Origin of the sequence: Paraburkholderia sp. D15, from assembly GCF_029910215.1 — a bacterium.
In the GTDB taxonomy this organism is placed as follows: domain Bacteria; phylum Pseudomonadota; class Gammaproteobacteria; order Burkholderiales; family Burkholderiaceae; genus Paraburkholderia.
Genome location: NZ_CP110395.1, coordinates 2,766,898 through 2,791,149, shown reverse-complemented (window position 1 = coordinate 2,791,149; position 24,252 = coordinate 2,766,898). Strand labels below are relative to the sequence as shown.

General features: G+C 64.7%; 20 protein-coding genes and 2 tRNA genes. 16 read left to right on the top strand and 6 right to left on the bottom strand.

Annotation, left to right across the window (positions count from 1 at the left end):
- The first annotated feature begins 314 nt into the window (after nt 1-314).
- A complete protein-coding gene (locus LFL96_RS11955; RefSeq protein WP_280995450.1) occupies nt 315-1,565 on the top strand; it encodes an aspartate kinase in 1,251 nt (416 codons plus the stop codon).
- A gap of 231 nt (nt 1,566-1,796) precedes the next feature.
- A tRNA-Ser gene (locus LFL96_RS11950) sits at nt 1,797-1,890 on the top strand.
- Between the two features lie 112 nt (nt 1,891-2,002).
- Here LFL96_RS11950 and LFL96_RS11945 read toward each other — a convergent pair.
- Complete coding sequence (locus tag LFL96_RS11945; RefSeq protein WP_280995449.1) at nt 2,003-2,974, bottom strand: helix-turn-helix domain-containing protein; 972 nt, start codon at nt 2,972-2,974, stop codon at nt 2,003-2,005.
- 421 nt (nt 2,975-3,395) lie between these two features.
- Here LFL96_RS11945 and LFL96_RS11940 point away from each other — a divergent pair, with 421 nt between their 5' ends.
- From LFL96_RS11940 to LFL96_RS11905, 8 genes are all read left to right on the top strand, one after another.
- Nucleotides 3,396-4,898: a hypothetical protein gene (locus LFL96_RS11940; RefSeq protein WP_280995448.1), complete on the top strand. Its 1,503-nt coding sequence runs from the start codon at nt 3,396-3,398 to the stop codon at nt 4,896-4,898.
- Nucleotides 4,899-4,929: 31 nt separating this feature from the next.
- The gene (locus LFL96_RS11935) at nt 4,930-5,250 is read left to right on the top strand and encodes a hypothetical protein (protein ID WP_280995447.1); all 321 of its coding nucleotides are present in this window, start codon (nt 4,930-4,932) and stop codon (nt 5,248-5,250) included.
- Between the two features lie 215 nt (nt 5,251-5,465).
- Entirely contained in the window at nt 5,466-5,810 is a 345-nt protein-coding gene (locus tag LFL96_RS11930; RefSeq protein WP_280995446.1) for a hypothetical protein, read from the top strand.
- Nucleotides 5,811-6,096: 286 nt separating this feature from the next.
- Nucleotides 6,097-7,974, top strand: coding sequence for an extracellular solute-binding protein (locus LFL96_RS11925; protein WP_280995445.1), 1,878 nt, complete (start codon nt 6,097-6,099; stop codon nt 7,972-7,974).
- A gap of 139 nt (nt 7,975-8,113) precedes the next feature.
- A complete protein-coding gene (locus LFL96_RS11920) occupies nt 8,114-9,151 on the top strand; it encodes an ABC transporter permease subunit (RefSeq protein WP_280995444.1) in 1,038 nt (345 codons plus the stop codon).
- A complete protein-coding gene (locus LFL96_RS11915) occupies nt 9,151-10,257 on the top strand; it encodes an ABC transporter permease (protein WP_280995443.1) in 1,107 nt (368 codons plus the stop codon). Before LFL96_RS11920 ends, LFL96_RS11915 begins: the two co-directional genes overlap by 1 nt.
- Entirely contained in the window at nt 10,254-11,903 is a 1,650-nt protein-coding gene (locus LFL96_RS11910; protein WP_280995442.1) for a dipeptide ABC transporter ATP-binding protein, read from the top strand. Before LFL96_RS11915 ends, LFL96_RS11910 begins: the two co-directional genes overlap by 4 nt.
- A 137-nt stretch (nt 11,904-12,040) precedes the next feature.
- On the top strand, nt 12,041-12,715 hold the full coding sequence (locus LFL96_RS11905) for a C40 family peptidase (RefSeq protein WP_280995441.1): 675 nt from the start codon (nt 12,041-12,043) through the stop codon (nt 12,713-12,715).
- A 124-nt stretch (nt 12,716-12,839) separates the two neighbouring features.
- Here LFL96_RS11905 and LFL96_RS11900 read toward each other — a convergent pair whose 3' ends face one another.
- Nucleotides 12,840-13,826 carry a patatin-like phospholipase family protein gene (locus LFL96_RS11900; protein ID WP_280995440.1) on the bottom strand — a complete coding sequence of 329 codons (987 nt, stop codon included), beginning with the start codon at nt 13,824-13,826 and terminating at the stop codon, nt 12,840-12,842.
- Between the two features lie 496 nt (nt 13,827-14,322).
- Between LFL96_RS11900 and gltX the strand changes: the two genes are divergently transcribed.
- Nucleotides 14,323-15,732 carry a glutamate--tRNA ligase gene (gene gltX, locus LFL96_RS11895; protein ID WP_280995439.1) on the top strand — a complete coding sequence of 470 codons (1,410 nt, stop codon included), beginning with the start codon at nt 14,323-14,325 and terminating at the stop codon, nt 15,730-15,732.
- Nucleotides 15,733-15,854: 122 nt separating this feature from the next.
- Nucleotides 15,855-15,930: transfer RNA gene (locus LFL96_RS11890), tRNA-Ala, on the top strand.
- A 175-nt stretch (nt 15,931-16,105) separates the two neighbouring features.
- On the opposite strand, the gene LFL96_RS11885 is transcribed toward LFL96_RS11890, so the two are convergent.
- The 3 genes from LFL96_RS11885 to LFL96_RS11875 form a co-directional block, all read right to left on the bottom strand.
- Nucleotides 16,106-16,897 (bottom strand): DNA-binding transcriptional regulator, encoded by a 792-nt coding sequence (locus LFL96_RS11885; RefSeq protein ID WP_280995438.1) that lies wholly within the window; start codon nt 16,895-16,897, stop codon nt 16,106-16,108.
- A 95-nt stretch (nt 16,898-16,992) separates the two neighbouring features.
- Nucleotides 16,993-17,712, bottom strand: coding sequence for an aldolase/citrate lyase family protein (locus LFL96_RS11880; RefSeq protein WP_280995437.1), 720 nt, complete (start codon nt 17,710-17,712; stop codon nt 16,993-16,995).
- A 39-nt stretch (nt 17,713-17,751) separates the two neighbouring features.
- Entirely contained in the window at nt 17,752-19,065 is a 1,314-nt protein-coding gene (locus LFL96_RS11875) for an MFS transporter (RefSeq protein WP_281000716.1), read from the bottom strand.
- 388 nt (nt 19,066-19,453) lie between these two features.
- Here LFL96_RS11875 and LFL96_RS11870 point away from each other — a divergent pair, with 388 nt between their 5' ends.
- From LFL96_RS11870 to LFL96_RS11855, 4 genes are read left to right on the top strand one after another with little or no spacing between them, the layout of a single operon-like run.
- Nucleotides 19,454-20,632: a porin gene (locus LFL96_RS11870; protein WP_280995436.1), complete on the top strand. Its 1,179-nt coding sequence runs from the start codon at nt 19,454-19,456 to the stop codon at nt 20,630-20,632.
- 52 nt (nt 20,633-20,684) lie between these two features.
- Nucleotides 20,685-21,647 carry an amidohydrolase family protein gene (locus LFL96_RS11865; protein ID WP_280995435.1) on the top strand — a complete coding sequence of 321 codons (963 nt, stop codon included), beginning with the start codon at nt 20,685-20,687 and terminating at the stop codon, nt 21,645-21,647.
- A 30-nt stretch (nt 21,648-21,677) separates the two neighbouring features.
- Nucleotides 21,678-22,304: a flavin reductase family protein gene (locus tag LFL96_RS11860; RefSeq protein ID WP_280995434.1), complete on the top strand. Its 627-nt coding sequence runs from the start codon at nt 21,678-21,680 to the stop codon at nt 22,302-22,304.
- A 24-nt stretch (nt 22,305-22,328) separates the two neighbouring features.
- On the top strand, nt 22,329-23,144 hold the full coding sequence (locus tag LFL96_RS11855) for a hypothetical protein (protein WP_280995433.1): 816 nt from the start codon (nt 22,329-22,331) through the stop codon (nt 23,142-23,144).
- 27 nt (nt 23,145-23,171) lie between these two features.
- On the opposite strand, the gene LFL96_RS11850 is transcribed toward LFL96_RS11855, so the two are convergent.
- On the bottom strand, nt 23,172-24,170 hold the full coding sequence (locus LFL96_RS11850) for a 2-dehydropantoate 2-reductase (protein WP_280995432.1): 999 nt from the start codon (nt 24,168-24,170) through the stop codon (nt 23,172-23,174).
- Between the last annotated feature and the right edge of the window lie 82 nt (nt 24,171-24,252).

Here is a 24,252-nt window from a genome sequence, read left to right as displayed (position 1 = left end):
TTTCACGCCGTGTTCCGGACCCTTTGCGAGCCCGCCGCACGGCCTTTCCGGCTTGTCTTTTTGCGCTCGATCAGGTAGTTTATGGCGTTTGCCCGGCCCGCTTTTGCCGTCGCTTGTGTCGGTTTTCCGATCGTGATCCGAAATTCCCGGTAAGCCATTAGCGATCAATCACGGGCAAATCCGCGCGTGCTGCACGCGTGCTGCATTTACGCCGTCACACACTTCGCCGCCGTTCACGAGACGTTGCGCCCCTGTGCTTTTGTGCGGTCGTCTCCAGCGCGCCAGCGCGGTTTCTCCTTCAGTTCAGAACGACAATGGCACTCATCGTACATAAATACGGCGGCACTTCGATGGGCTCGGTCGAGCGCATCAAGAACGTCGCCAAGCGCGTCGCGAAATGGCACAAGGCCGGCCACAAGATGGTCGTCGTGCCGTCGGCGATGTCCGGCGAAACCAACCGCTTGCTCGGTCTCGCGAAAGAAATCACCACGCAGCCGAGCCCGCGCGAACTCGACATGATCGCCGCCACCGGTGAGCAGGTCAGCTCGGGTCTGCTCGCCATCGCGCTGCAGGAAGCCGGTGTCGACGCGGTCAGCTACGCAGGCTGGCAAGTGCCGGTCAAGACGGATAGCGCGTTCACGAAAGCGCGCATCAGCGAAATCGACGGCGAGCGCGTGCTGCGCGATCTCGAAGCAGGCAAGGTGGTGGTGATCACCGGCTTCCAGGGCATCGACCCGGACGGCAATATCACCACGCTCGGCCGCGGCGGTTCGGATACGTCGGCGGTCGCGGTCGCGGCCGCGCTGAAGGCCGACGAGTGCCTGATCTACACGGACGTCGACGGTGTCTACACGACCGATCCGCGCGTGGTGGAAGAGGCGCGCCGGCTCGATCGCGTGACGTTCGAGGAAATGCTGGAAATGGCCAGCCTGGGTTCCAAGGTGCTGCAGATCCGCTCGGTGGAATTCGCCGGCAAATATCAGGTGAAGACGCGCGTGCTGTCGAGCCTGACCGATCCGCTCATCCCGCTCGACGCCGAAATGAAGTCGGGCACCCTGATTACTTTTGAAGAAGACGAGACCATGGAAAAAGCAGTCATCTCGGGCATCGCGTTCCAGCGCGACGAAGCTCGCATCGCGGTGATGGGTGTGCCCGACAAGCCGGGCATCGCGTATCAGATTCTCGGCCCGGTGGCGGACGCGAATATCGACGTCGACATGATCATCCAGAACCAGAGCGTCGAAGGCAAGACGGCGTTCACGTTCACGGTCGGTCGCGGCGACTATCAGCGCGCCATGGAGATCCTCACGAACCAGGTGAAGGGTCACGTGCAGGCCGAGCAGGTGCTGGGCGATCCGAAGGTGTCGAAGGTGTCGGTGGTCGGCGTCGGCATGCGTTCGCACGTGGGTATCGCGAGCACGATGTTCCGCACGCTGTCGGAGGAGGGCATCAACATCCAGATGATCTCCACGTCCGAAATCAAGATCTCGGTGTTGATCGACGAGAAGTACATGGAGCTCGCGGTGCGCGCGCTGCATAAGGCGTTCGAACTGGATCAGGCGTAAATTGCGCGAGGCGTAATTTGCCAAACAAACGGGGCGCCACGAGGCGCCCCGTTTGTTTTTGCGTGATCCGTACAAGCGCGGTACAAGCGCGATGCAAGCGCGGCGCGAACGAAATGAATTCGCCGATGACGAAATTGGCACAAAAAATGTTCGCGAGACGTTGACCTACGGAGTTCGGCCCGCTATTATCTTGGCTTCGTTGCGCTGACTCCCTGCGCAACCGAAAGTTTGGGAGACGTGGCCGAGAGGTCGAAGGCACTCCCCTGCTAAGGGAGCATCTGGGCCAAAACCTGGATCGAGGGTTCGAATCCCTCCGTCTCCGCCAGAAGTGGTAGAGAGAACCCCGCAGAGTCTAGGCTCTGCGGGGTTTTTGTTTTTCCGGCCCGGTTTTGTGAGTGCGATCGGCGACCGTCGATCGGCTGACATCGACACAAGAATCAGGACGCGTCGCCGGACAATTCGACCGTCTCGCGCGGTGTATGTCCAAACTCCGCCTTGAACACCCGGCAGAAGTATTTCTCGTCGCTAAACCCATGACGACGCGCGATGTCGCTAATGCGTTCCTTGCGGCGATCAGGCGCCGACAGGAGTTGATGGATATGCTGCAAGCGCCGTTGACGAATGTGCCGCATGACGCCGCCCGCGCTGTCGAAAAGACGGTACAGCATCGCGCGTGACAGCCCCACGTCCTTGCAGATTTTCGCGGGCGTCAGATCGGTCTGCAGCAGATGGTCGTCGATATAGCGCTGGATGCGACGGAGCAGCAGGTCGCGCGTCGGTGTGTCCGTGGCGGCGAGGAGATCCAGTTCCGGATGCAAGCTCGTCTTCAGAAACTGCGTCGTTGCGTGAACGATGTGCGGCACGTCGTGAAGCGTGAGTCGCGGAACCGCGTTGTAGAGCGACGCCAGATAATCGCCGAACAGAACGCCGACGCCATGCGTCAATGACGTGCCATGCAGCCGCTCGGTATCGGCGGGCAGCAACGATCGCGGAACGGACAGCGAGATTTCGCTGCCCGGCGTGATGACGCGGTCGAACGGGTTCGCGAAATCGAGCAGATACAGATCGCCCGGCTGTTTGACCGAGGTGGATCTATCGGATCGCAACGCCGCCGTGCCGCTCATCTGCAAAGTGAAACTATGAAAGTCGCTCTGGTCCGCGCGGATGCGCGCGGCCGTGCGTTTCGCCTCGTAGGCGACATCCGGATCGGGATGCCGCCACGTCCGCATCGCCAGAACGAGCGGGCCGATCGACACATATTCGCGCTGGGCGTTGAACGGAAGATCCGATCGACGCGTCGTCACGAAATCGCAATAGGTGCTGCGTGCGGCCCACGCGTCGAAGCGTTCGCCGGCGGGCGCGGTTTCGGTCGAATATCGGCGCAGCTTCAAGGGATGAGGTTCGGACACGTCGCAGGCTCCTGGCAGACCATGCGTCACACGCAACCGCAACGGGCGAATGACGTCGGTGGAAAGATCGTTGCATTGTCATTTAACGCGATGAATCGAATAACCGGGGTTTATACGAATAACGTCGCCGCGTGGACGATTATCTTTCTTTGCCGGCATGATGTGCCGGTTAATTTTCAGTCAAACGCATCGGCTTGAAATCCGCGCATGCCGGCGCCTCATGCGACGGAAATCCACCTGAAATAGAGACGCTGCGCCACCCCGTCCCGTCAGCCCCCAAATTAAGATGTGGCCTGCATTAACTGCTGTTTATCGGTTATTGATTTAAACAATATCCCCTATGCTTTTTTAAATAAATGAAGCCAGAGGGAATGCCGTGAATAGCGTTAAAGCCTGAACTTTCTTTGAACTGGGGGGCGCCATGAAAACCATCGCAGCGGTTGCCGTTGCAACGTGTCTCGTGTTGTCCGCTTGCGGCGGCGACGACGTGTCCAATTCGAGCGGCGGCAGCGCGTCGGGTTCGGGCGGAACGACCTCGAACCCCAGCGGTCCGTCCAATCCCAACGGTGGCACGACCGCGAAGGCGGGATGGTCCGCCGTGGCGGCGGTGGATGGTAAGGAACCCGAATTTTCTCCGTCGGTGACGATCGACGCACAGGGCAACGCGCTCGCGATCTGGATGACGAATGGTGCCAACGGCGCCACGGGCAACGAGGTATGGTCGAGCCGCTACGTCCCCAGCAGCGGATGGTCGACGCCGACGCGCGTCGATACCACCGACGGCACGTCGGCGATGACCGGCCCCGGGGCCAGCGCGCCGCTCCTGGTCGGCAGCGCCGATGGTCATGCGGTGGCGCTGTGGCAGCAGTTCCTCGCCGGCGCGGGCTACGGTCTATGGACGCGCACGTACGATCCCGCGACCGGCTGGGGCGCCGTCGTGGAGTTGTCGCCGAACGAGACCAGCTTCGCGTGGGACGCGGGCATCGACAGCAAGGGCAATGCGATCGTCGCGTGGCAGCAGAAGACCGACGTGGCCGATACGCGGGTCTTCGCAAGCCGCTATACGGTGGGCGGCACGTGGTCCTCGCCCGAGCAGATCCAGCAGCCGGCGCAGACGGGTCCGGGTGCGATCACGGGGATAGGCGGGCAGGGCATCAACAATGTCGAGATCAATCTGTCGATGACGCCCTCGGGCAATGCGGTACTCGCATGGCGCCAGTCGGACAACACGCAGTCGGCGCTGTGGGCGACGACCTACGACCCGGCCAACGGCTGGGCCAGCGCGAACCCCGTGGTGCTCGAGCCGAACGGCGCGGCGAGCAAGTCGGTATTCGCGCCCGCCGCCGGCATGGACGCGAAAGGCAACATCACGCTGGTGTGGGGCGAGGTCGATATCGACAGCAACGGTGCGCACACCACGACCCTATCCCAGCGTTATGCCGCGGGCTCCGGCTGGCAGGCGGTGCAGCCGGTCGCTCCGTTCATCGACACGACGGCCGCCGGTTATTACCCGCAACTGGCCGTGAATGACGCGGGCATCGCCGCCGTCACGTGGATCAGGCCGGACGGCTCGTTGCAGGCGAATGTCGCCGACGCGAACGGCAACTGGGGCGCGACGCAGCAGATGACCGCGCACTTCGATCCGTCGAACGGTCGTCAGCCGCAGATCGTCATCGACGCGGCGGGCAATGCGACGGTGGCCTGGCAGGATGCAAGCACGCCGGCCTCGGCCGACATCCTCGCCAATCGCTACGCGAACGGCGCTTGGGGCACGGCCACGCTGTTCGGCCAGAACCCGCAGGACGCGAGTTACCCGGCCCTGGCCGTCAATGCGTCCGGCGCGATGGCGCTCGTCTGGCAGTTCTATGCGAGCACCACGATCGGCAACGTGTTGCAGTCGAGCCTCTACACACCGGGTTCGTGATTTTCCCTTCAGCCAATCCATCGACACACTCATGAAAATGTACAAGGCAATCGGAACGGCCGCGGCGCTCGCGTTGACCGGCGTCATGCTGTCGGCCTGCGGCACCACGCAGATGAACATGATCAACGTGCAGACCTCGACCGCGAAAACGCTGGGTCTCGCATCGTCGGACGAAATCACGGTGACCAACGTGAAGTACGGACAGAAGAATGCGCTTGGCGGGCAGCAGGTCAGTTACGACGCGACGACCGGCAAGGGGCGCCGATTCGCGTGCACGGTGTTCATGATTCCGGGGCTGACGCCCATCAATCCGCCCACGTATAACGATTGGGAATGTCATCCCCATCAATGACGTGAACGACGAAGCGAATAGCGCGCGGAGACCACGCGACATGTCGATTACAACGAGGGGGCTTTTTCACTGAAACCATGTCCGATGTAACGAGACGTAACCGGACGGCCAGGCACGCGATGTTATGCATCAGTTATTACAAACTTGAAATACGCGGATCGCGACCTTGCGCTATATTTCGCCCAACAAACACACATTCATCAAAAGGGTGATCCATGAAGTCCACTCGTCTTGTTCCGCTTCTGATCGGGGTTCTTACGCTGGGTGCATCGGGCGCTGCCATGGCCGGTGGACTGAGCGTCGGGGTCAACATCGGTATTCCCGCGCCGGTCTATGTCGCGCCGGCTCCTGTCTATGCACCGCCGCCGCCGCCTCCGCCGCCGGTCGTGTATCAACCGGCGCCGGTGTACGCGGGCCCGGCCATCGTGATCGGCTGGCATGGCGATCGCTATTGGGACGGCCGTCGCTACTGGGGCCGTGACGACTGGTATCGTCATCATCCTCCGGGCCGTTATGATTATGGCCACGATCACTACGACAATCATCGCGGCTGGCATTGAGCCGGGACCGCGATCCCGTCGGCAGCGCCGGACACTACTGCGCTTACGGAAACCGCCTTCGGGCGGTTTTTGTTTTTGGGCTTCGCGAATTCGCCACGCATGAGGTGCATGGGGTGCACGAGGTGCACGACCCGCATGATCTTGCGCGATCAAATTGGGACACGCGGCCGGCGCGATTTTATTGGGTAGAATCCTTTCGCATCGCTTCTATCCCTTCATCGACAAGGCCCCCATGACAACTGGTTCGCGACGGGTTTCAACGCTTCGTGCATTTCGGTGCGGCGTGATGCGAAGACTCTCGCGTATCGGTGGGTCGCTGGCGGTGATGGGCGTCGTCTGCATGACGGGTCTGATTGCCGCCACGCCGGCGCACGCGGTGTATGCGATCGCGCAATACGGCGAGCCGAAATATCCGGCGGACTTCAAGCATTTCGACTACGTCAATCCCGATGCGCCGAAGGGCGGCACGCTGGTGCTGGCCAATCCGAGCCGCCTGACGAGCTTCGACAAATTCAATCCGTTCACGCTACGCGGCAATACCGCGCCGGGCGTCGAGCTGATGTTCGAGAGCCTCACGATCGGCAGCAGCGATGAAGTCGCCTCCGCCTATGGCCTGCTCGCCGACGACATCGCGATCGCGCCGGACGGGCTGTCGACCACTTTCCACATCAACCCGCGCGCGCGCTTTTCGAACGGCGATCCCGTCACCGCCGACGACGTCAAGTTCTCCCTCGACACGCTGAAAAGTCCGCAAGCCGCGCCGCAATTCGCATCGATCTTCGGCGAAATCACGCGCGCGGTGGTGGTCGATCCGCACACGATCCGCTTCGAGTTTCATCAGCGCAACCGCGAACTGCCGCTGCTCGTGGGCAGCATGCCGGTGTTCTCGCGCAAGTGGGGCGTGAAGCCGGACGGCAGCCGTATTCCGTTCGATCAACTGGCGTTCGAAAAGCCGATCGCGAGCGGTCCGTATCTGATCGATCAGTACGACAACGGCCGCACGATCACCTTCCGCCGCGACCCGAACTACTGGGGCGCGGCGTTGCCGGTGCGGGTCGGCATGAACAACTTCGACCGCATCGTCTACAAGCTGTATTCGGATAGCACGGCGCGGCTCGAAGCGTTCAAGGCGGGCGAGTACGACGCGCTGGTCGAGTACGTCGCGCGTAACTGGGTGCGGCGCGACGTCGGCAAGAAGTTCGACAGCGGCGAGCTGATCAAACGCGAATTTCCGCAACATAACGGCACCGGCATGCAGGGCTTTTTCCTGAATACGCGGCGACCGCTGTTTCAGGACGTGCGCGTGCGCAAGGCGCTCGATCTCGCGCTGGATTTCCAATGGCTCGACCGTCAGTTGTTTTTCAACCAGTACACGCGCATCGACAGTTACTTTTCCAATACCGAGTTGCAGGCGAAGGGGCTGCCGTCGCCGGGTGAACTGAAGCTGCTCGAACCGTGGCGCGCGCAACTCGACCCCGCGGTGTTCGGGCCGCCGCCCAGGCAACCCGATACCGACGCGCCCGGTTCGTTGCGCGCCAATCTGCTGCAGGCGCGTGCGCTGTTGCAGCAGGCAGGCTGGACGTATCGCGACGGCGCGCTGCGTAACGCGAAGGGCGAGCCGTTCCAGTTCGAGATACTCGACGACTCGGGCTCGTCCGCGCAGATGGAGCCGATCGTCGCGACCTACATCCGCAATCTGCAGAAGCTCGGCATTACCGCGACGTTTCGCGTGTCCGACTTCGCGGTCTATCAGAAGCGTCTGGATGCGTTCGAGTTCGACACCACCACGCTGCGCATGCCCGACGTGCAGGTGCCGGGTTCGGAGCAGATCGAGCGCTTCGGCAGCAAGGCGGCGGACACGACCGGCTCCGACAACGCGATCGGCCTGAAGTCGCCGGCCGTGGATGCGATTCTCAGCGCGCTCGTGCATGCGCAGACGCGCGAGCAACTGCTCGACGCGACGCATGCGCTCGATCGCGTATTGATGCACGGCTACTACGTGGTGCCGCACTGGTACAGCGCGACGCATCGGGTGGCATTCAAGCGCGGGCTCGCGTGGCCGACGACCTTGCCCCTGTACTATGGCGCGGAAGGGTGGATCGCGACCATGTGGTGGTATGGGCCGCCGCAGGGGCAGACGCAAGGGCAGACGCCGGCGCATTGACCTGCATTGCGTTGTGTTGAGGCACGAGCCGGCCGCACCGCCTTCGTACGGCCACCATCCTCGCACCCGACGCATCGACCCATTCAAACCACGATCTACCCAACGATTCACCCAACGACTTCGCACCGGAACGACCACCATGTGGAGCTACATCCTCAAACGCCTGCTGCTGATGATCCCGACCTCGCTCGGCGTGCTGACGCTGACCTTCGTCGTGATCCAGTTCGTCCCCGGTGGCCCGGTCGAGCAGATGCAGCACGAACTGCGCAAGGGCGCGCAGAACGGCATGCCGTTCGGTCTGCGCGCGCACACCGGCGTCGACGCGCAACAGGTCGCGCAACTCAAGGCGCTATACGGCTTCGACAAGCCGCCGCTCGAACGCTACGGCCTGATGCTCAAGCGCTTCTCGACCTTCGACCTCGGTCAGAGCTATTTCCGCCATCAAAGCGTGTGGTCGCTGATCGTGTCGAAGCTGCCGGTGTCGATCAGCATCGGCTTATGGACGTTCTTTCTCACGTATCTGATATCGGTGCCGCTCGGCATCGCGAAGGCGGTGCGCAACGGTTCGCGCTTCGACATCGCGACGAGTCTCGTCGTGCTGACCGGCTACGCGATTCCCGGCTTCGTGCTGGGCGTGCTACTGCTCGTGCTGTTCGGCGGCGGCACCTTCCTGCAGCTGTTTCCGCTGCGCAACCTCACGTCCGACAACTGGGCGCAGTTGAGCTTCGGCGGCAAGATCGTCGACTATCTGTGGCATATCGCGTTGCCGATTACCGCCTCCGTGGTGGGCAGCTTCGCGACCGTCACGATGCTGACCAAGAACGCGTTCCTCGACGAGATCCGCAAGCAATACGTGCTGACCGCGCGCGCGAAAGGACTCTCCGAGCGGCGCGTGCTGTGGAAGCATGTGTTCCGCAACGCGCTGCTGCCGCTGATCGTCGGATTTCCGGCGGCGTTCATCGGCGCGTTCTTCACCGGCAGCCTGCTGATCGAGACACTTTTTTCGCTCGATGGCCTCGGCCTGCTGTCGTACGAATCGGTGGTGCGGCGCGACTATCCGGTGGTGCTCGGCACGCTGTATCTGTTCACGCTGATCGGGCTCGCCACCAAGCTGATTTCCGATCTCTGTTACGTGTGGGTCGATCCCCGCATCCAATTCGAACAACTGGAGCGTTGATGAATCGAGCCCGCCTTTCCGCCGATGCGGCGGCCCGCACCGAACCGGTTCGCGCGTTCGTCTCGCCGTCGCCCGCGCGCCGCGTGTGGCAGCGGTTTCGCCAGCAGCGTCTGGGGTACTGGAGCCTGATCGTGTTCGTCGTCGCGTTCGCGGCGAGCCTTGCCGGGCCGCTCTGGTCGAATGACAAACCGCTGGTGGTACGTTACGACGGCCAGCTGTATTTCCCGCTCTTCAAGACTTACGCGGAGACCACCTTCGGCGGCGACTTTCCGACGCCCGCGGATTATCTCGATCCGTACGTGATGCAGCGGCTGGACGCGCCCGGCAACTTCGCCGTGTATCCGCCGAACCGCTACTACTACGACACGCTGAACTACTTTTCGAAGGCGCCGAATCCGGCGCCGCCGTCGCGCGATAACTGGCTCGGCACCGACGACCGCGGCCGCGATCTGTTCGCGCGTCTGCTGTACGGCTTCAAGGTATCGGTGGAGTTCGGTCTGGTGCTGACGCTGATCGGCACGGTGCTCGGCATCGCGGCGGGCGCGGTGCAGGGCTTCTTCGGCGGACGCACGGATATAGTCGGCCAGCGGCTGATCGAAATCTGGAGCGCGATGCCGGAGCTGTACCTGCTGATCATTTTTTCGTCGATCTTCGAGCCGGGTTTCATCCTGCTGATCGTGCTGCTCTCGCTGTTCGGCTGGATCGGTCTGTCGGACTACGTGCGCGCGGAGTTCCTGCGCAACCGCCAGCAGGACTACGTGCGGGCGGCGCGCGCAATGGGCTTGTCGAACTGGCAGATCATGTGGCGCCACGTGCTGCCCAACAGCCTCACGCCGGTGATCACGTTCCTGCCGTTTCGCATGAGCGGTTCGATTCTCGCGCTGACGAGCCTCGATTTTCTCGGCCTCGGCGTGCCGTCGCCGACGCCGAGCCTCGGTGAACTGCTCGCGCAAGGCAAGGCGAATCTCGACGCGTGGTGGATCTCGCTGTCCACCTTCGGCGTGCTGGTCGCGATGCTGTTGCTGCTGACCTTCATGGGCGACGCGCTGCGTAATGCGCTCGACACCCGCATTTCCGACGCGATGCGCGCGGGAGGCAATCAATGAGCGCGCCGGCGAATTTCGCACGGGATCGCGATCGTGCACAGGAACCGGACGCGCCGCCGCTGCTCGAACTCGACCGTCTGCAGGTGACCTTCGGCGACACCGTCGCGGTGAACGACGTGACGCTCGCGATCCAGCGCGGCGAGCGGGTCGCGCTGGTCGGCGAGTCGGGCTCGGGCAAGAGCGTGACCGCGTTGTCGATTCTGCGGCTCCTGAGCGACGCGCAGGTGAGCGGCGCGATCCGCTTCGACGGCGAGGATCTGCTCGCCCGCAGCGAGCGGGAGATGCGCGGACTGCGCGGCTCCGACATCGCGATGATCTTTCAGGAGCCGATGACGGCCCTCAATCCGCTCTACACGATCGGCGACCAGATCGCGGAAACGATCGTCGTGCACGACGGCGTGCCGGCCGGCGAGGCGCGCAAGCGCGCGGTCGCGCTGCTCGGGCGCACCGGCATCGCCGAGCCGGGCAAGCGGGTCAACAGCTATCCGCATCAACTGTCGGGCGGCCAGCGGCAGCGCGCGATGATCGCGATGGCGCTCGCCTGCCGGCCGCGCCTGCTGCTCGCCGACGAGCCGACCACCGCGCTCGACGTGACGATCCGCGCGCAGATCGTCGATCTGCTGCTGGAGTTGCAGCGCGACGAAGCGCAAAAGCGCGGCATGGCCGTGCTGCTGATCACGCACGACCTGAACCTGGTGCGCCATTTCGCGCAGCGCGTCGCGGTGATGGAGAAGGGCGTGCTGGTCGAAAGCGGACCGGTCGCGCAGGTGTTCGAGTCGCCGCAGCATCCGTACACGCAGCGGCTGCTCGCCAGCCGGCCAGAGCGCACGGTGGTGCCGGTGCTGCCGATCTCGCCGGTGGTGCTCGAAGCGCGCGACGTGTCGGTCGATTTCAGAACGAAGCTGCCCGGCTTCGGCGGCTGGTTCCGCGCGGGCCGTTTCCGCGCGGTCGCGCAGGCGAGCCTGTCGGTGCGGCAGGGCGAGACGCTCGGGATCGTCGGCGAATCCGGCTCGGGCAAATCGACGCTTGCGATGGCGCTGCTCGGCTTGCAACGCATCGCGCACGGCGCGATCGAGTTTCAGGGCAGGGCGCTCGGCAGTTATCGCGGCGCGGAACGGACCACGCTGCGCTCGACCATGCAGGTGGTATTTCAGGACCCGTTCAGCTCGCTGTCGCCGCGTCAGACGATCGAGCGGATCGTCGGCGAGGGGCTGGCGCTGCATCGCCCCGCGATGACGCCGCAGGCGCGGCGCGAGAAGGTGCTGGCGGTGCTGCGCGAAGTCGGCATCGACCGCACGGCGCTGCACCGCTATCCGCACGAGTTTTCCGGCGGTCAGCGGCAGCGCATCGCGATCGCCCGCGCGCTGGTGCTCGAACCCCGTGTGCTGATCCTCGACGAACCGACCAGCGCGCTCGACGTGTCCATCCAGCAGCAGGTGCTGAAGCTGCTCGCCGGGCTGCAGCAGAAGTACAACCTCGGCTTCGTTTTCATCAGTCACGACCTGGCCGTGATCGGGGCGATGGCGCACCGTGTCGTGGTCATGCAGAACGGTTCGATCGTCGAAAGTGGAGAGGTTGAGCAGATTTTTGCGACGCCGTCCCACCCGTACACGCGAAAGCTTCTGAAAGCGGCGCTGGATCATTGATTTTTCACCCTTTCACCAATTGGGTGCGTATGTCGATTGTATTTTTCTATTTGTTTTGACACGTGAATACTTACTGGCTAGTATCGACCAAACTTTTTTCCGTAGACCACTGATTCTTAGGCAAAAACTACCGACCAATGCAGCACAGAAACCTAACCCAGGCTTGCACGCGCGTCGTCGCCGGGATGTTCATTGGCGTCTTGATGGCAGCAGCTCCCGGCGCTTTCGCCGACGAAGTCAGCAGTTTTAATCAGAATGCCTCACTTTCGACCTCCAGCGGGTCGAATTCCCAGTCCTCCCTGAGCTCCTCGAGTTCCCAAGCCGCCACCCCGGATTCGGATGGCGGCGCCAAGTCGTTCCTGTCCGGCATGGCCGGTAAAGCGGGCGATGTGGTGGTGGGCGCGCTGAACATGATCGGCGTGCGTTATCGCTGGGGCGGCAATACGCCGGATTCGGGGCTCGATTGCAGCGGCTTCGTCCGCTACGTGTTCCAGGACACGCTGGGCATGGCGCTGCCGCGCCGCGCCGAGGAAATGAGCCGCGTCGGCGAAAAGGTGCGCGTCAGCGACCTGAAGCCGGGCGATCTGGTGTTCTTCAATACGATGCGCCGCACTTTCTCGCACGTCGGCATCTATATCGGTGACAACAAGTTCGTGCATTCGCCGTCCACCGGCAGCACGATCCGCGTCGACGACATGGACGACGGTTACTGGGAAAAGCGCTTCACCGGCGCGCGCCGCATCGAAACGTCCTATCAGGACGGGCAGGATCTGCGTAAGCGCGTGAACGCGGCGATCGGCGGAAATAATTGATGTCGTGCTGGTTTTAGTTGGGGTCTAGTGAAAAGAAAAAGCCTGCTTCGTTTGAAGCAGGCTTTTTTCGTTTGGGCGCCGAACTGCGGGATTCGCGCGGTTCGGCGCGGATATCGGCGGACGACTAGCCGATCGGCTGCGTCAGCGGCCGCGCCGCGGCGAGCTTGCGCTGCAACTCCGGCATCATCTTCGCGACCGCTTCCTCGCCCGCGAGGATCGCGGCGTTGCGCTGCGAGAAGTCGCTGCCGCTCATCTGCGCGAGATTCGGGCGGATCACGATGTCCGCGTACTTGTCGAGCTCGTACGCCTTGATCGACTGGCCCATGATCGTGAAGGTCTGCATCAGCACGTCGAACGAGCTGGAGGTCTGGCCGCTTTCCGGGCGCTGCGAGATGTCCACGGCGATCACGAAATCCGCGCCCATCTTGCGCGCGAACGAAGCCGGCACGGGGCTCACCAGGCCGCCGTCCACATACTCGTGGCCGCCGATTTTCACCGGTTCGAAGATCGACGGCACGCTGCACGACGCGCGCACCGCGATGCCGGTGTTGCCGCGCTGGAACAGGATCGGCTGGCCGCTGTTCAGGTCGGTGGCGACCACGCCGAGCGGCTTGACCATCTTCTCGATCGGCCGGTTGTTCAGCGTGGTGTTCAGATAGTTCTGCAACGCGATGCCTTGCAGGAAGCCGCGCGTGCGGAACGGCATGGCCCAGTCGCTGATCGACGCTTCATCCATGTTCAGCGCGAGCTTGTTCAGCGCGAAGCCGTTCATGCCCGACGCGTACAACGCGCCGACCACCGACCCGGCGCTCGTGCCGGCGACCAGATCGACCTTGATGTTGCGGGCTTCGAGCGCCTTGATCACGCCGATGTGCGCGAAGCCGCGCGCGGCGCCGCCGCCCAGCGCGAGCGCGACGCGCACCGGACGCTGCGGCCTGTCGGCGGGCAACGTGGGGGTGGGCGTGGTCGGCGTGGCGCTGAGGGGCGCGCCGTCGAGCTTGCCGGCGGTGGTGGTGCAGGCGGCCAGCACGGCGGAGGCGGCGGCCAGCGAAAAGTGACGGCGGGTGAGACTGGCCGGGGTGGCGGCGGTGGATTCGGGGTTGGATTTCAAGCGGGTTCTCCAGCAACGGCAGCGGCGACATGGACAGCGTCGCGCTGAGCCGCGATCAAGCGATAGAGTCGAACGGACAGGGTCGCCGGCGGGCGATTCCATGCGCTGCGGTTCGATCTCGATGCCGAGCTCGATTCGTAGCGCGCACATCATAAAGCAAAGCGCGCGGCACGCGGCGCGCCGGTAATGAAACGTTGCTTCGGTTTGCTGTTGTGCCGTCGAGGTCCCGTCATTGCCTCGCATGGTCGGGTCGCATGGTTGCCGCGGCGATCCCGCGATGGCCGCGCCGCCGGGCGGCCGCGAACGCCTTGTGAACCCTCGCTGGCCATCCGGACGAGGACAGCCTAGGCGATGCCGGAAGGTATAATTGCGCTCTCGTATCTATTTCCTTCGTGTCCATGCGCGGTGTCGATCCTCCGCATGGGCGCGCTTCGCTGCCGCGCCTCACGAGCCGTACTGGTCGAGGCACCGGCGCCCGTCTTCCGAGTAACCGCTAATGACCACCTCCGTTCGTACCCGTTTCGCACCGAGTCCCACCGGCTTCATCCACCTCGGCAACATTCGCTCCGCGCTCTATCCGTGGGCGTTCGCGCGCAAGATGAAAGGGACCTTCGTGCTGCGGATCGAGGACACCGACGTCGAACGTTCCACGCCTGAGGCCGTGGACGCCATTCTCGAAGGCATGGCGTGGCTCGGCCTCGACATCGACGAAGGCCCGTTCTACCAGATGCAGAACATGGACCGGTATCGCGAAGTGCTGGCGCAGATGCGCGAGGCCGGCCTCGTGTACCCGTGCTACATGTCCACGGAAGAACTGGACGCGCTGCGCGAGCGTCAGCGCGAAGCGGGCGAAAAGCCGCGCTACGACGGCACGTGGCGTCCGGAACCCGGCAAGGTGCTGCCGGAGCCGCCGGCCGGCGTGCAGCCGGTGCTGCGCTTCCGCAATCCGCTGACCGGCGTGGTGGCCTGGGACGACGCGGTGAAGGGGCGTATCGAGATCTCGAACGAGGAGCTCGACGACCTCGTGGTCGCCCGTCCGGACGGCACGCCGATGTACAACTTCTGCGTGGTGGTCGACGATCTGGACATGCGCATTACCCACGTGATTCGCGGCGACGATCACGTGAACAATACGCCGCGGCAGATCAACATTCTGCGCGCGCTCGGCGGCGAACCGCCGGTCTACGCGCACTTGCCGACCGTGCTGAACGAGCAGGGCGAAAAGATGAGCAAGCGTCACGGCGCGATGAGCGTGATGGCCTATCGCGACGCCGGCTTCCTGCCCGAAGCGGTGGTCAACTATCTCGCGCGTCTGGGCTGGTCGCATGGCGACGCGGAAGTGTTCTCGCGCGAACAGTTCGTCGAGTGGTTCGATCTGGACCATCTGGGCAAGTCGCCGGCGCAGTACGACCACGACAAGCTGAACTGGCTGAACGCGCACTACATCAAGGAAGCGGATAACGCGCGTCTCGCCGAACTCGCGCGACCGTTCTTCGCGGAGCTGGGCATCGACGAGGCCGCGCTCGCGCAGGGCGCCGATCTGACGGCGGTGGTGGGCTTGCTGAAGGACCGCGCGTCGACGGTAAAGGAAATCGCCGAAAACGCCGCGATGTTCTATCGCACACCGGCGCCGGATGCCGAATCGCTCGCGCAGCACGTGACCGACGCGGTGCGTCCGGCGCTCGGCGAACTGGCCACGGCGCTCAGGAGCGTGGAGTGGAGCAAGGAGGCGATTGCCGCTGCGCTGAAGGCCACGCTGGGCGCGCACAAGCTGAAGATGCCGCAACTGGCCATGCCGGTGCGTCTGCTGGTGGCGGGCACCACGCATACGCCGTCCATCGACAGCGTGCTGATGTTGTTCGGCCGCGAAGTCGTCGTCGGTCGTATCGAAAAAGCGTTGGGCTGAGCGCGGTCGAGCGAGCCTTGAGAGGGTTTGCATACGACTCGTGAAAAAAGTTGTATGCAATTGCATAAAGGGTCTTTACAAAGCGCAGTTTGCCCTCTATGATCTCGTTTCTGTTCTGCAAGGGGGGTATAGCTCAGCTGGGAGAGCGCTTGCATGGCATGCAAGAGGTCAGCGGTTCGATCCCGCTTACCTCCACCATCAAATCAGATTTGATGCGCCGCAGACAGACACTGAAGTTCGAAAAAGCCCTGAGAAATCGGGGCTTTGTCGTTTTCGGCCGTCCTTTTTTCTGTCCCGTTCCTTCTGCCTTCTGTCCGGCCGGTCCCGGGCTCTCCCCGCATCCACGGCTTCCGCCGCCGCCCGCGCGATACACCTACAACAGTTCTGAAATCCGCCGCGACACCGCGAGCATCCGGTCGAGATAGCGCTCGACGGCCTTGTCGACCGTCAGCGCCGACGAGAACCAGGTCAGTCCCATCGACGCCACCACGAACTCGTTCGCCATCACCGGTATCGCGAGCGTGCCGGACACCGGACGCACGCTGGCGTCGCGTAGCGCGTAGCCGCGCTGCCGCGTCTCGGCGAGCATCGCCTGCACGACCTTGCGGTCCTGCGCGACGCTGTCTTCGGGATGGTGACTCTGACGGACTATTTCCAGCAACATCTCCTGCTCCTCAGGGGAGCAGAAAGCGAGATACGCACGGCCAAGCGCGCGCGACACGAGACTCAGCCGCATGTTGATCGACGAATGCAGTAGCGACAGCGGGGAGTAGGGGATCGTACTGTAACGGACCACCAGCGCATCGACGTCGAGCATGCCGACGGCGATCGGCCATTTGATTTCCTCGGTCAACTCGCGCACGAGAGGCGCGGCGATCTCGACAACGCGCGGCACGTGGTGATAGCCCGAGTTCAGCGCATTGACGCCGTCGAGCAACCGGTATTCGCCAAGGCGCGCGCCACGCGCGACGAGCCCCAGCTCCACGAACGTGCGCAGCAGTCTGACGAGCGTCGGCTTCGGCAGCGACGTTGCCTGATGCAGGCCGTCGAGCGTCGAGACCGGCATCTTGTTGAGCGCGCGCAGCAGGGTGATGGCCCGCTCTACCGCCCGGATCGACGTGTCTCGTTCCGCCATGGTGTTGCCCTGATCGTTGGTCCGGCGCATAGCGTGCGAGCCGTGACGCGGGAGCCGATAGGCCGGCTGCGAAAAACGCCGATTATCGCAGTTTTTCGCCGCCGTCCGGCGCGGCCAGTGCCGCCTCAGGCCATCAGCCCGAGCGCGCCTTTGCGCAGTAGCGACTGGTCCGAGCCGATCACGAACCACGTTGCGCCCATCCGCGCGAATTCTTCGCATTCGTGCGCATCGCCAAGCGCGACGCCGCCGGTCTTGCCGGCGTCCCGCGCGATCGCGAGCACGTCGACGGTCGCCTGCATGACGGCGGCCGCGCGTGCATCGGTCAGACCGAACGACAGCGCGAGATCCGCACGTCCGACGAACAGGCCGGCCACGCCGTCGACCGCGGCGATTTCCCGGGCGGCCGCGCAGCCGGCACGGCTCTCGATCTGACAGATCACGGTGGTGCCGTTGCCCGCATCGACCGCGCTTTTCATCCCCAGCGCGCCATAGCCGGCGAAGCGCGGCGAGCTGGAGAAGCCTCGCTCGCCATCCAGAAAGCGCGTGCGGGCGACGAGCCGGCGTGCGTCGTCGGCCGAGTCGACGTGCGGCACGAGCAGGCCCGACACGCCAAGATCGAGCGCCGACTGGATGGTCGTCGCCTGCATGTCGGGAATCCGGACGAACAGCGGCAGCTGGACCGACCGCGCGGCGATCACCATGATGTCGAGCGTGCCGCGGTCGAACGGCGCGTGTTCGGCGTCGACGACCGCGAAATGAAGGCCGGCGCCACCGAGAATCTCGATGATTTGCGGTGCGCCGGTTTTGACGAAGGTGCCGATCTGGTGCGTGGTGCTGTCGTGCATGACGATGAAGGCCAGTGAAAGCGAAGGGCGCGCGCCCGGTCAGCGCGCGGACGGGGTGAAGGGCACGCGGCGGTTCGCGAGTTCCATCGCCAGCGCGGTGCCGCCGAGCAGCAGCAGGCACAGCGCGGGCAGCAGCATCGCGTAGCTGGCGTGGCCGAGCGTCTTGCCGATCCACGGCATCGCGTTCTGCGCGAGGAAGCCGCCGAAGTTGCCGATGCTGCTGATCGCCGCGAGGCTCGCGGCGGCCCGCCGGCCGCTGAAGTATTTCGACGGCAGCGACCAGAAGCACGGCAGCAGCAGCGACGTGCACGGCGTGCCGAACACGAGCGCGATGTAGCGATAGGTGGGATCGCTGACGAGCAGGCTGACGACGAACGCGACGCAGCCGATCGCGCCGATCACGGTGGCGCCGACGCGCACCTGGCTATCGCGCTTCAGCAGCCGCGGCACGGTCAGCAGGAGCACCGCGGTCAGCGTCCACGGCAGCATCGTCAGAAAGCCGTTGAGCGAGCTCGATACGCCGAATCCCTTGATCACGGTCGGCAGCCAGTAAATGATCCCGTACAGCGACGTCAGCAGCAGCGTGTACCCGAGTGCGAAGGCCATCACGATGCGGTCGCGCAGCACGGCCCAGACGGTGCCTTCGTGGTTCGTGGACGGCGCCTCGTCGCTGACCATCTTCGCGAGGCGGCTGCGGTCGGCCGGATCGAGGAAGCGCGCGGTCTCGATGCTGCGCGGCAGGCTGAACAGGACGATCGGCGCGAGCACGAGCGCGAACGCGCCGGTCACGATGAACACCCACTGCCAGCCGGCGTGGTTCAGCGTGCCGTCGAGCGACAGCAGCATCCCGCCGAACGCGGAGCCGAGCATGTTGCCGAGCGCGCTGCCCAGCGTCAGCAGCGCGACCGCGCGCACCTGGTAGCGGCGCGGCAGCCAGACGGTCAGGTAATAGACGATGCCGGGATACAGACCCGCTTCCGCCGCGCCGACCAGAAAGCGCAGCGCGGCGAACATCGAACCCGACGACGTGTACGCGAGCAGCACCGTCGCGATCCCCCAGCTCAGCATGATCCGGCCGATCCATTTCGGCGCGCCGAAACGGTGAACGCCGAGCGCGCTCGGAATCTCGAAGATCAGGTAGCCGATGAAGAAGAGCGATGACGCGAGGCCATAAGCGGTTTCGGTCAGACCGATCTGGTGCGCCATCTGCAGCTTCGCGAAACTGACGTTCATCTTGTCGATGACCGATACCAGATAGGTCACCATGATGAGCGGCATGATCCGCCACCAGATGCGCCGGATCAGGCGTTCGTCGTGCGCGGCAACGGGGTTCGCCGTTGCGGTCAGTGAAATCTCCATGTCTCCTCCAACGGTGCGGACCGGTTGCACGGCGAGTTCGCCCGGTGCCGTGCCGGTTTTGTCTGTGAGCGGGGCCGTGCCTAATACGCTTGGCCCACGGCGGGCAATACTACGCCGCGCCCTTTTTGCTCACCAGCACGATTCCGGACGATTCCACCCTGCGAAATCCGGATGGTCGCCGGGACCGTCGCTGGGCAGCGGATAAACCCGTTCCGGATGCCGCGGTTTTCGCGCTGCGAAATGTCATTGAAACGAGCTTGGCTCGCTGCGGCGTGCGTGGAACCATACGTCGCGTCGAACCGGGCGGGCGTGCACCGAAGACCCGGCATCGATAACAAGGAGCACCCGTCGCGAACGGGCCATGACAACAGGAGGAGGCACCATGAAAACATCGTTGACGCTGCTCGCCGCCGCTGCGTGCGGCATCGCATGTACCGCGCACGCCCAGAGCAGTGTGACGCTCTACGGCATCGTCGATGCCGGCTATCGCTACAACAGCAATGCCGGCGGCAAGACGCAGTCCGCGATCGCGGGCGGCAACGAAAGCGCATCGCGTTTCGGTTTGACGGGCAGCGAGGATCTCGGTGGCGGCTATCGCGCCGTTTTCACGTTGGAGAACGGCTTCACGACGACGACGGGCGCGCTGCAAGCCGGTCTGCTATTCGGCCGTCAGGCTTTCGTCGGGCTGGGCACGCCCTACGGTACGGTCACCTTGGGCCGCCAGTATCTGACGCTGTCGAGCTATCTCGGCCCGTTCTCGGCCGGCACCGACTGGGCGGCGCGCGGCGCGGGCTGGGGCTACCATCCGGCCGGTCTCGACGACGTCGACGGCACCGAGCGCGCGAACAACGCGATCAAGTATGTGAGCCCGCGGTATCACGGCCTGCAGCTTGGCGCGACCTACAGCCTCGGCGGCATCGCCGGCGCGGTCACGCGCAACGAGATGATCTCGGCCGGCGCCGATTACGCGCAAGGTCCGTTCAAGCTCGCGGCCGCCTACCTGTACGTGAAGAATCCGAACTACTCGCTGTTCGGCAACAACGCGACCAGCAGCGCGACGGGCAACAACTTCGCGAGCCCGGTTTTCAGCGGCTACGCGAGCGCCGGCTCGCAGCAGGTGTTCGGTGCGGGTGCCTCCTACGACATCGGCAAATTCACCGCGGGCGCGATCTACACGAACACGAAATTCTCGGATCTCGGCGCGACGGTGGTCGCGGGCGCCGCGCCGCCCAAGGGCGAGGCCGGCAAGAGCGTGACGTTCAACACCGCCGAGGCGAACCTGAAGTACCGGCTGACACCGGCTTTCCTGCTTGGCGTCGCGTATTCGTACACACGAGCCAGCTCCTTCGAGGGAGAAAGCGGCGCAAGCTATCAGCAATGGGATCTCGGCGCGGACTATGCGTTGTCGAAGCGAACCGACCTCTACTGCGTGCTGTTGCACGAGAAGGCGGGGGGCTTCGATTCGACCGGGCATCGCGCGGTTGCGGCGCTGACGTTCGCGACGCCGTCGGCCAGCGACGCGCAAACCGGCTTCACCATCGGCATCCGCCACCTGTTCTAGGCGTCGGCCCGGCCGCGTGGCACCCAGCAACCTGTACCTGAATGGAGACGACATGAATTCCCCGCAACCCTCGACGACCGGGCCGTCCGGCCAACCCGTCAAGCTGTTCGATTCGCACGCGCATCTGGTGGCGGACGACATCACGCGTTATCCGCGCAATCCGATGAAACGCTCGCCGAATGCGCCGCCGCGTCTGCCGGGCGTGATCGGCCTGCCCGGCGGCAAGCACGGTCCCAACCCGATCAACGAGGTGCCGGACGCGGCGCGCATGCTGCCGTGGATGCGCGAAGCGGGCGTGGTCGAGGCGGTCGCGGTCCAGAAGCGGATGATCTACCGGTACGACAACAGCTACATCCTGGATTCGTCGGATGCGCATCCGGAGCTCTTCTCGGCCGTCGTGATTCTCGATGCCGAGGACGCGGGCACGCCCGCGCTCGTGCGCAGCTACATCGACCAGCACGGCCTCGCGGGCGTGCGGCTGTTCGGCGGCCGCGAGCCGGACGGCACGATGCCGTGGCTGGATTCGCCGCGCGCGCTGGAGACGTGGGCCGTCGCGAACGAGCACGGCATCGTGATGGATATCGAAGTGCTCGCGGAGGGCGGCGGCGGTCCGTCGGTGCCGACGATCGTCACGCTCGCGCGGCGCTTCCCGAGCCTGCGTGTCGTGCTCGACCACATGCTCGAACCGGAAGTGGAGGACGAGAACTTCGGCTTCGACGCCCGTTTCGAAGCGCTTGCGGCCGAACCGAACATCTTCTTCAAGTTCACGTCGATCAACCTCGACATCTATCGGGAGACGGACATGCCGGCGGACCAGGCGCTGCGCAGCGCGGTCGACATGTTCGGCGCGGACCGGATCATGTGGGGCTCGGATATCGGCACGTCGTCGGGCACGTACCAGGACATGGTGGAGCGGATGCTCGACGCGACCGCGCTGCTGACCGATGCCGAGCGTCACGCGGTGCTGTACGAAACCGGCAAGGCGGTGTTCGTGAAAGGCGGGCTGCGCGGTTGACGCGAGCCGGATCTGGACAAGGAGATATCGATGTTTCTCGACCCGGCGACTACGCCCGGCTTCAAGCGCACGCTGTTCAACGCGATCGTCGCGCCTCGGCCGATCGGCTGGATCAGCACGGTCAACGGCAAAGGCGAGGTGAATCTGGCGCCGTTCTCGCATTTCAATCTCGTCTCGACCGCGCCGCCCGTCGTGATGTTTTCGTGCAATACGCCGGCCGACCGGCATGAAAAGGACACGGTCACGAATATCCGCGAGACGGGCGAATTCGTCACGAATCTCGTGACCTGGGATCTGCGCGAGCCGATGAACACGAGCTCGATCGACGCGCCCTACGGCACCGACGAATTCGAACTGGCCGGGCTGGAGAAAGCGCCGAGCGTGCTGGTGAAGCCGCCGCGCGTCGCCGCGTCGCCCGCGAGCATGGAGTGCCGGCTGCTGCGGATCGTCGACATCGAACCGACGGGGCCCGGTGAAACGTACAGCCGGGTCGTGTTCGGCCGCATCGTCGGCGTGCATCTCGACGAGCGCTTCGTCGGTGCGGATGGCCGCTTCGACACGGTGCTCGCCGAGCCGTTGACCCGCCTCGACGGCAATCGCTACGCGAGCGTCGGGCGGCTCGACGAACTGGGCCGCCCGAGCCCTCGCAATAACTGAATTTCCCCGAGTAAGGAACCCGATATGACGACTTCGACCGAGACAGGTGTGCGTGGCACCGCGGTTTACGATCTGGCGCCGGGCGCGGTTGCGCGCGGCCAGAATTTCTTCGTGCAGTGGCTGCAGGGCGACGGCGCCGCGTTCAACGCGACGAGCCCGCGCGAAATGTTCCTGCTGCTGCCCGAAGACGGCGCCGAGGTACGCGTCGGCGACGGCCCGGCGCGGCAAGTGCCGGGGCGTAGCGTGTGCGTGGTGCCTGCCGGCGACGTGAGCGTGCGGCCGGCCCAGAGCGGACGTGCGGTGCTGATCGCATCGGCGCGCGCGGATCTCGCGGCCGATGCCGCCTGCAACGCCGGCGACTACGAAGTACCCGATGCGCGCATCGTCGGCAGCGACGCCGGTTATCGGCGCACGCACGGCGTGGGTGAATTGCAGATCATCGGCATCGACGACATCACGCCGCCCGCCGACAAGCCGCGCCTCAAAATGCTGCAAACCGACACGCTCAGCATCAACTGGGTCGAGTATCAGGACGCGCGCGACCGCTCGAAACTGAGTCCGCACAGTCACGCGGAGTTCGAGCAGGGCTCGCTCGCGATCGAAGGGCATTTCATTCACCATTTGCGCGTGCAGTGGGGGCCGGACGCGAACGCATGGCGTGACGACGAGCATCTCGAAGCCGGGCCCGCCTCGATGATCGCGGTCCCGGTGCAACTGATTCACACGACCGAAGGCGTGGGCGCCGGCCGTCATCTGCTGATCGACGTGTTCTCGCCGCCGCGCCATGACTTCATCGGCAAGGGGTGGGTCGCGAACGCCGCCGACTATGCGCGCGATTGACGGCTAGCGAGGCGCCGCGTGCCCGTGTCAAGTCGTCGCCGAGGTGGCGCGCAGCGTCGCGAGCGCCAGCACCGTCCGCATCAACGGTGCGTCGACGTCGAGCCGCGCCGCGCATTCGAGCGGCGCGCCGAGAATCGCGTCGAGTTCGAGCGGGCGGCCGGCTTCGAGATCCTGCAGCATCGAGGTCTTGACCGCGCCCAGTTCGCGCGTTTGCGCGATCCGCGCGGCGATGTCGATGTCGAGCGCAAGGCCCGCCTGTCGTCCGATCGTGAGGCATTCGGTCATCAGCCGCTCGTAGACGTCGCGCGTGCCGGGGGCGTCGAGCAGGCGGTCGGTGGTCGTCTGGGTGAGTACGCTGAGCGGGTTGGAGCACGCGTTGCCGAGCAGCTTGATCCACAGGTCGCGCCGGATGTCGTCGCTCGCGACCGTCGGCAGACCGGCTTCCGTCAGCGTGCGTGCCCAGTCGGCGGCGCGTTCGCTCACGCCGGCGCACGGCTCGCCGAGCGTGATCCGGCCGCCGCTGTGATGCTTCACCACGCCGGGCGCGGGCGAACTGCACGAGGCCATCACGCTGCCGCCGAGCACCTGCGCGAACGGCAGTGCGCGCGCGATGCGGCCATCCGGGTCGACGCTCGTCAGGCGCAATCCCTCGAGCGGGTGGCCAGGCGCGAGGCAGTACCACCACGGCAATCCATTGCCGACCGGCAGCACGACGGTGCGCGGCCCGATGAGCGGGATCAGCGCAGCGGCGAGCGCCGGCAGCGCGTGGGACTTCAATGCGATGACGACGAGATCCTGCGGGCCGATCTCGTCGGCGCGGGCATGGGCGTGGACCTCGACGACGCGTTCCGGCTGGCCGGGGCTCGTGTAGCGAAGACCGGACGTGTCGAGTGCGCGCAGCGTATCGCCGCGCGCGAGCACGGACACGCGGTGACCGGCAAGTGCGAGGCGGGCGGCAAAGTGACCGCCGATCGCACCGGCGCCGACGATGCCGATGCGCCGTGCGTGCGAGGAGAATGGAGTCATGGCAGAAGAGTCAGGAGGTTGGCGTTTGCGCATTGTCGCCGCGCATGTCAGGACGTCGAACATTTCCTGCGGGCTTTTCTCC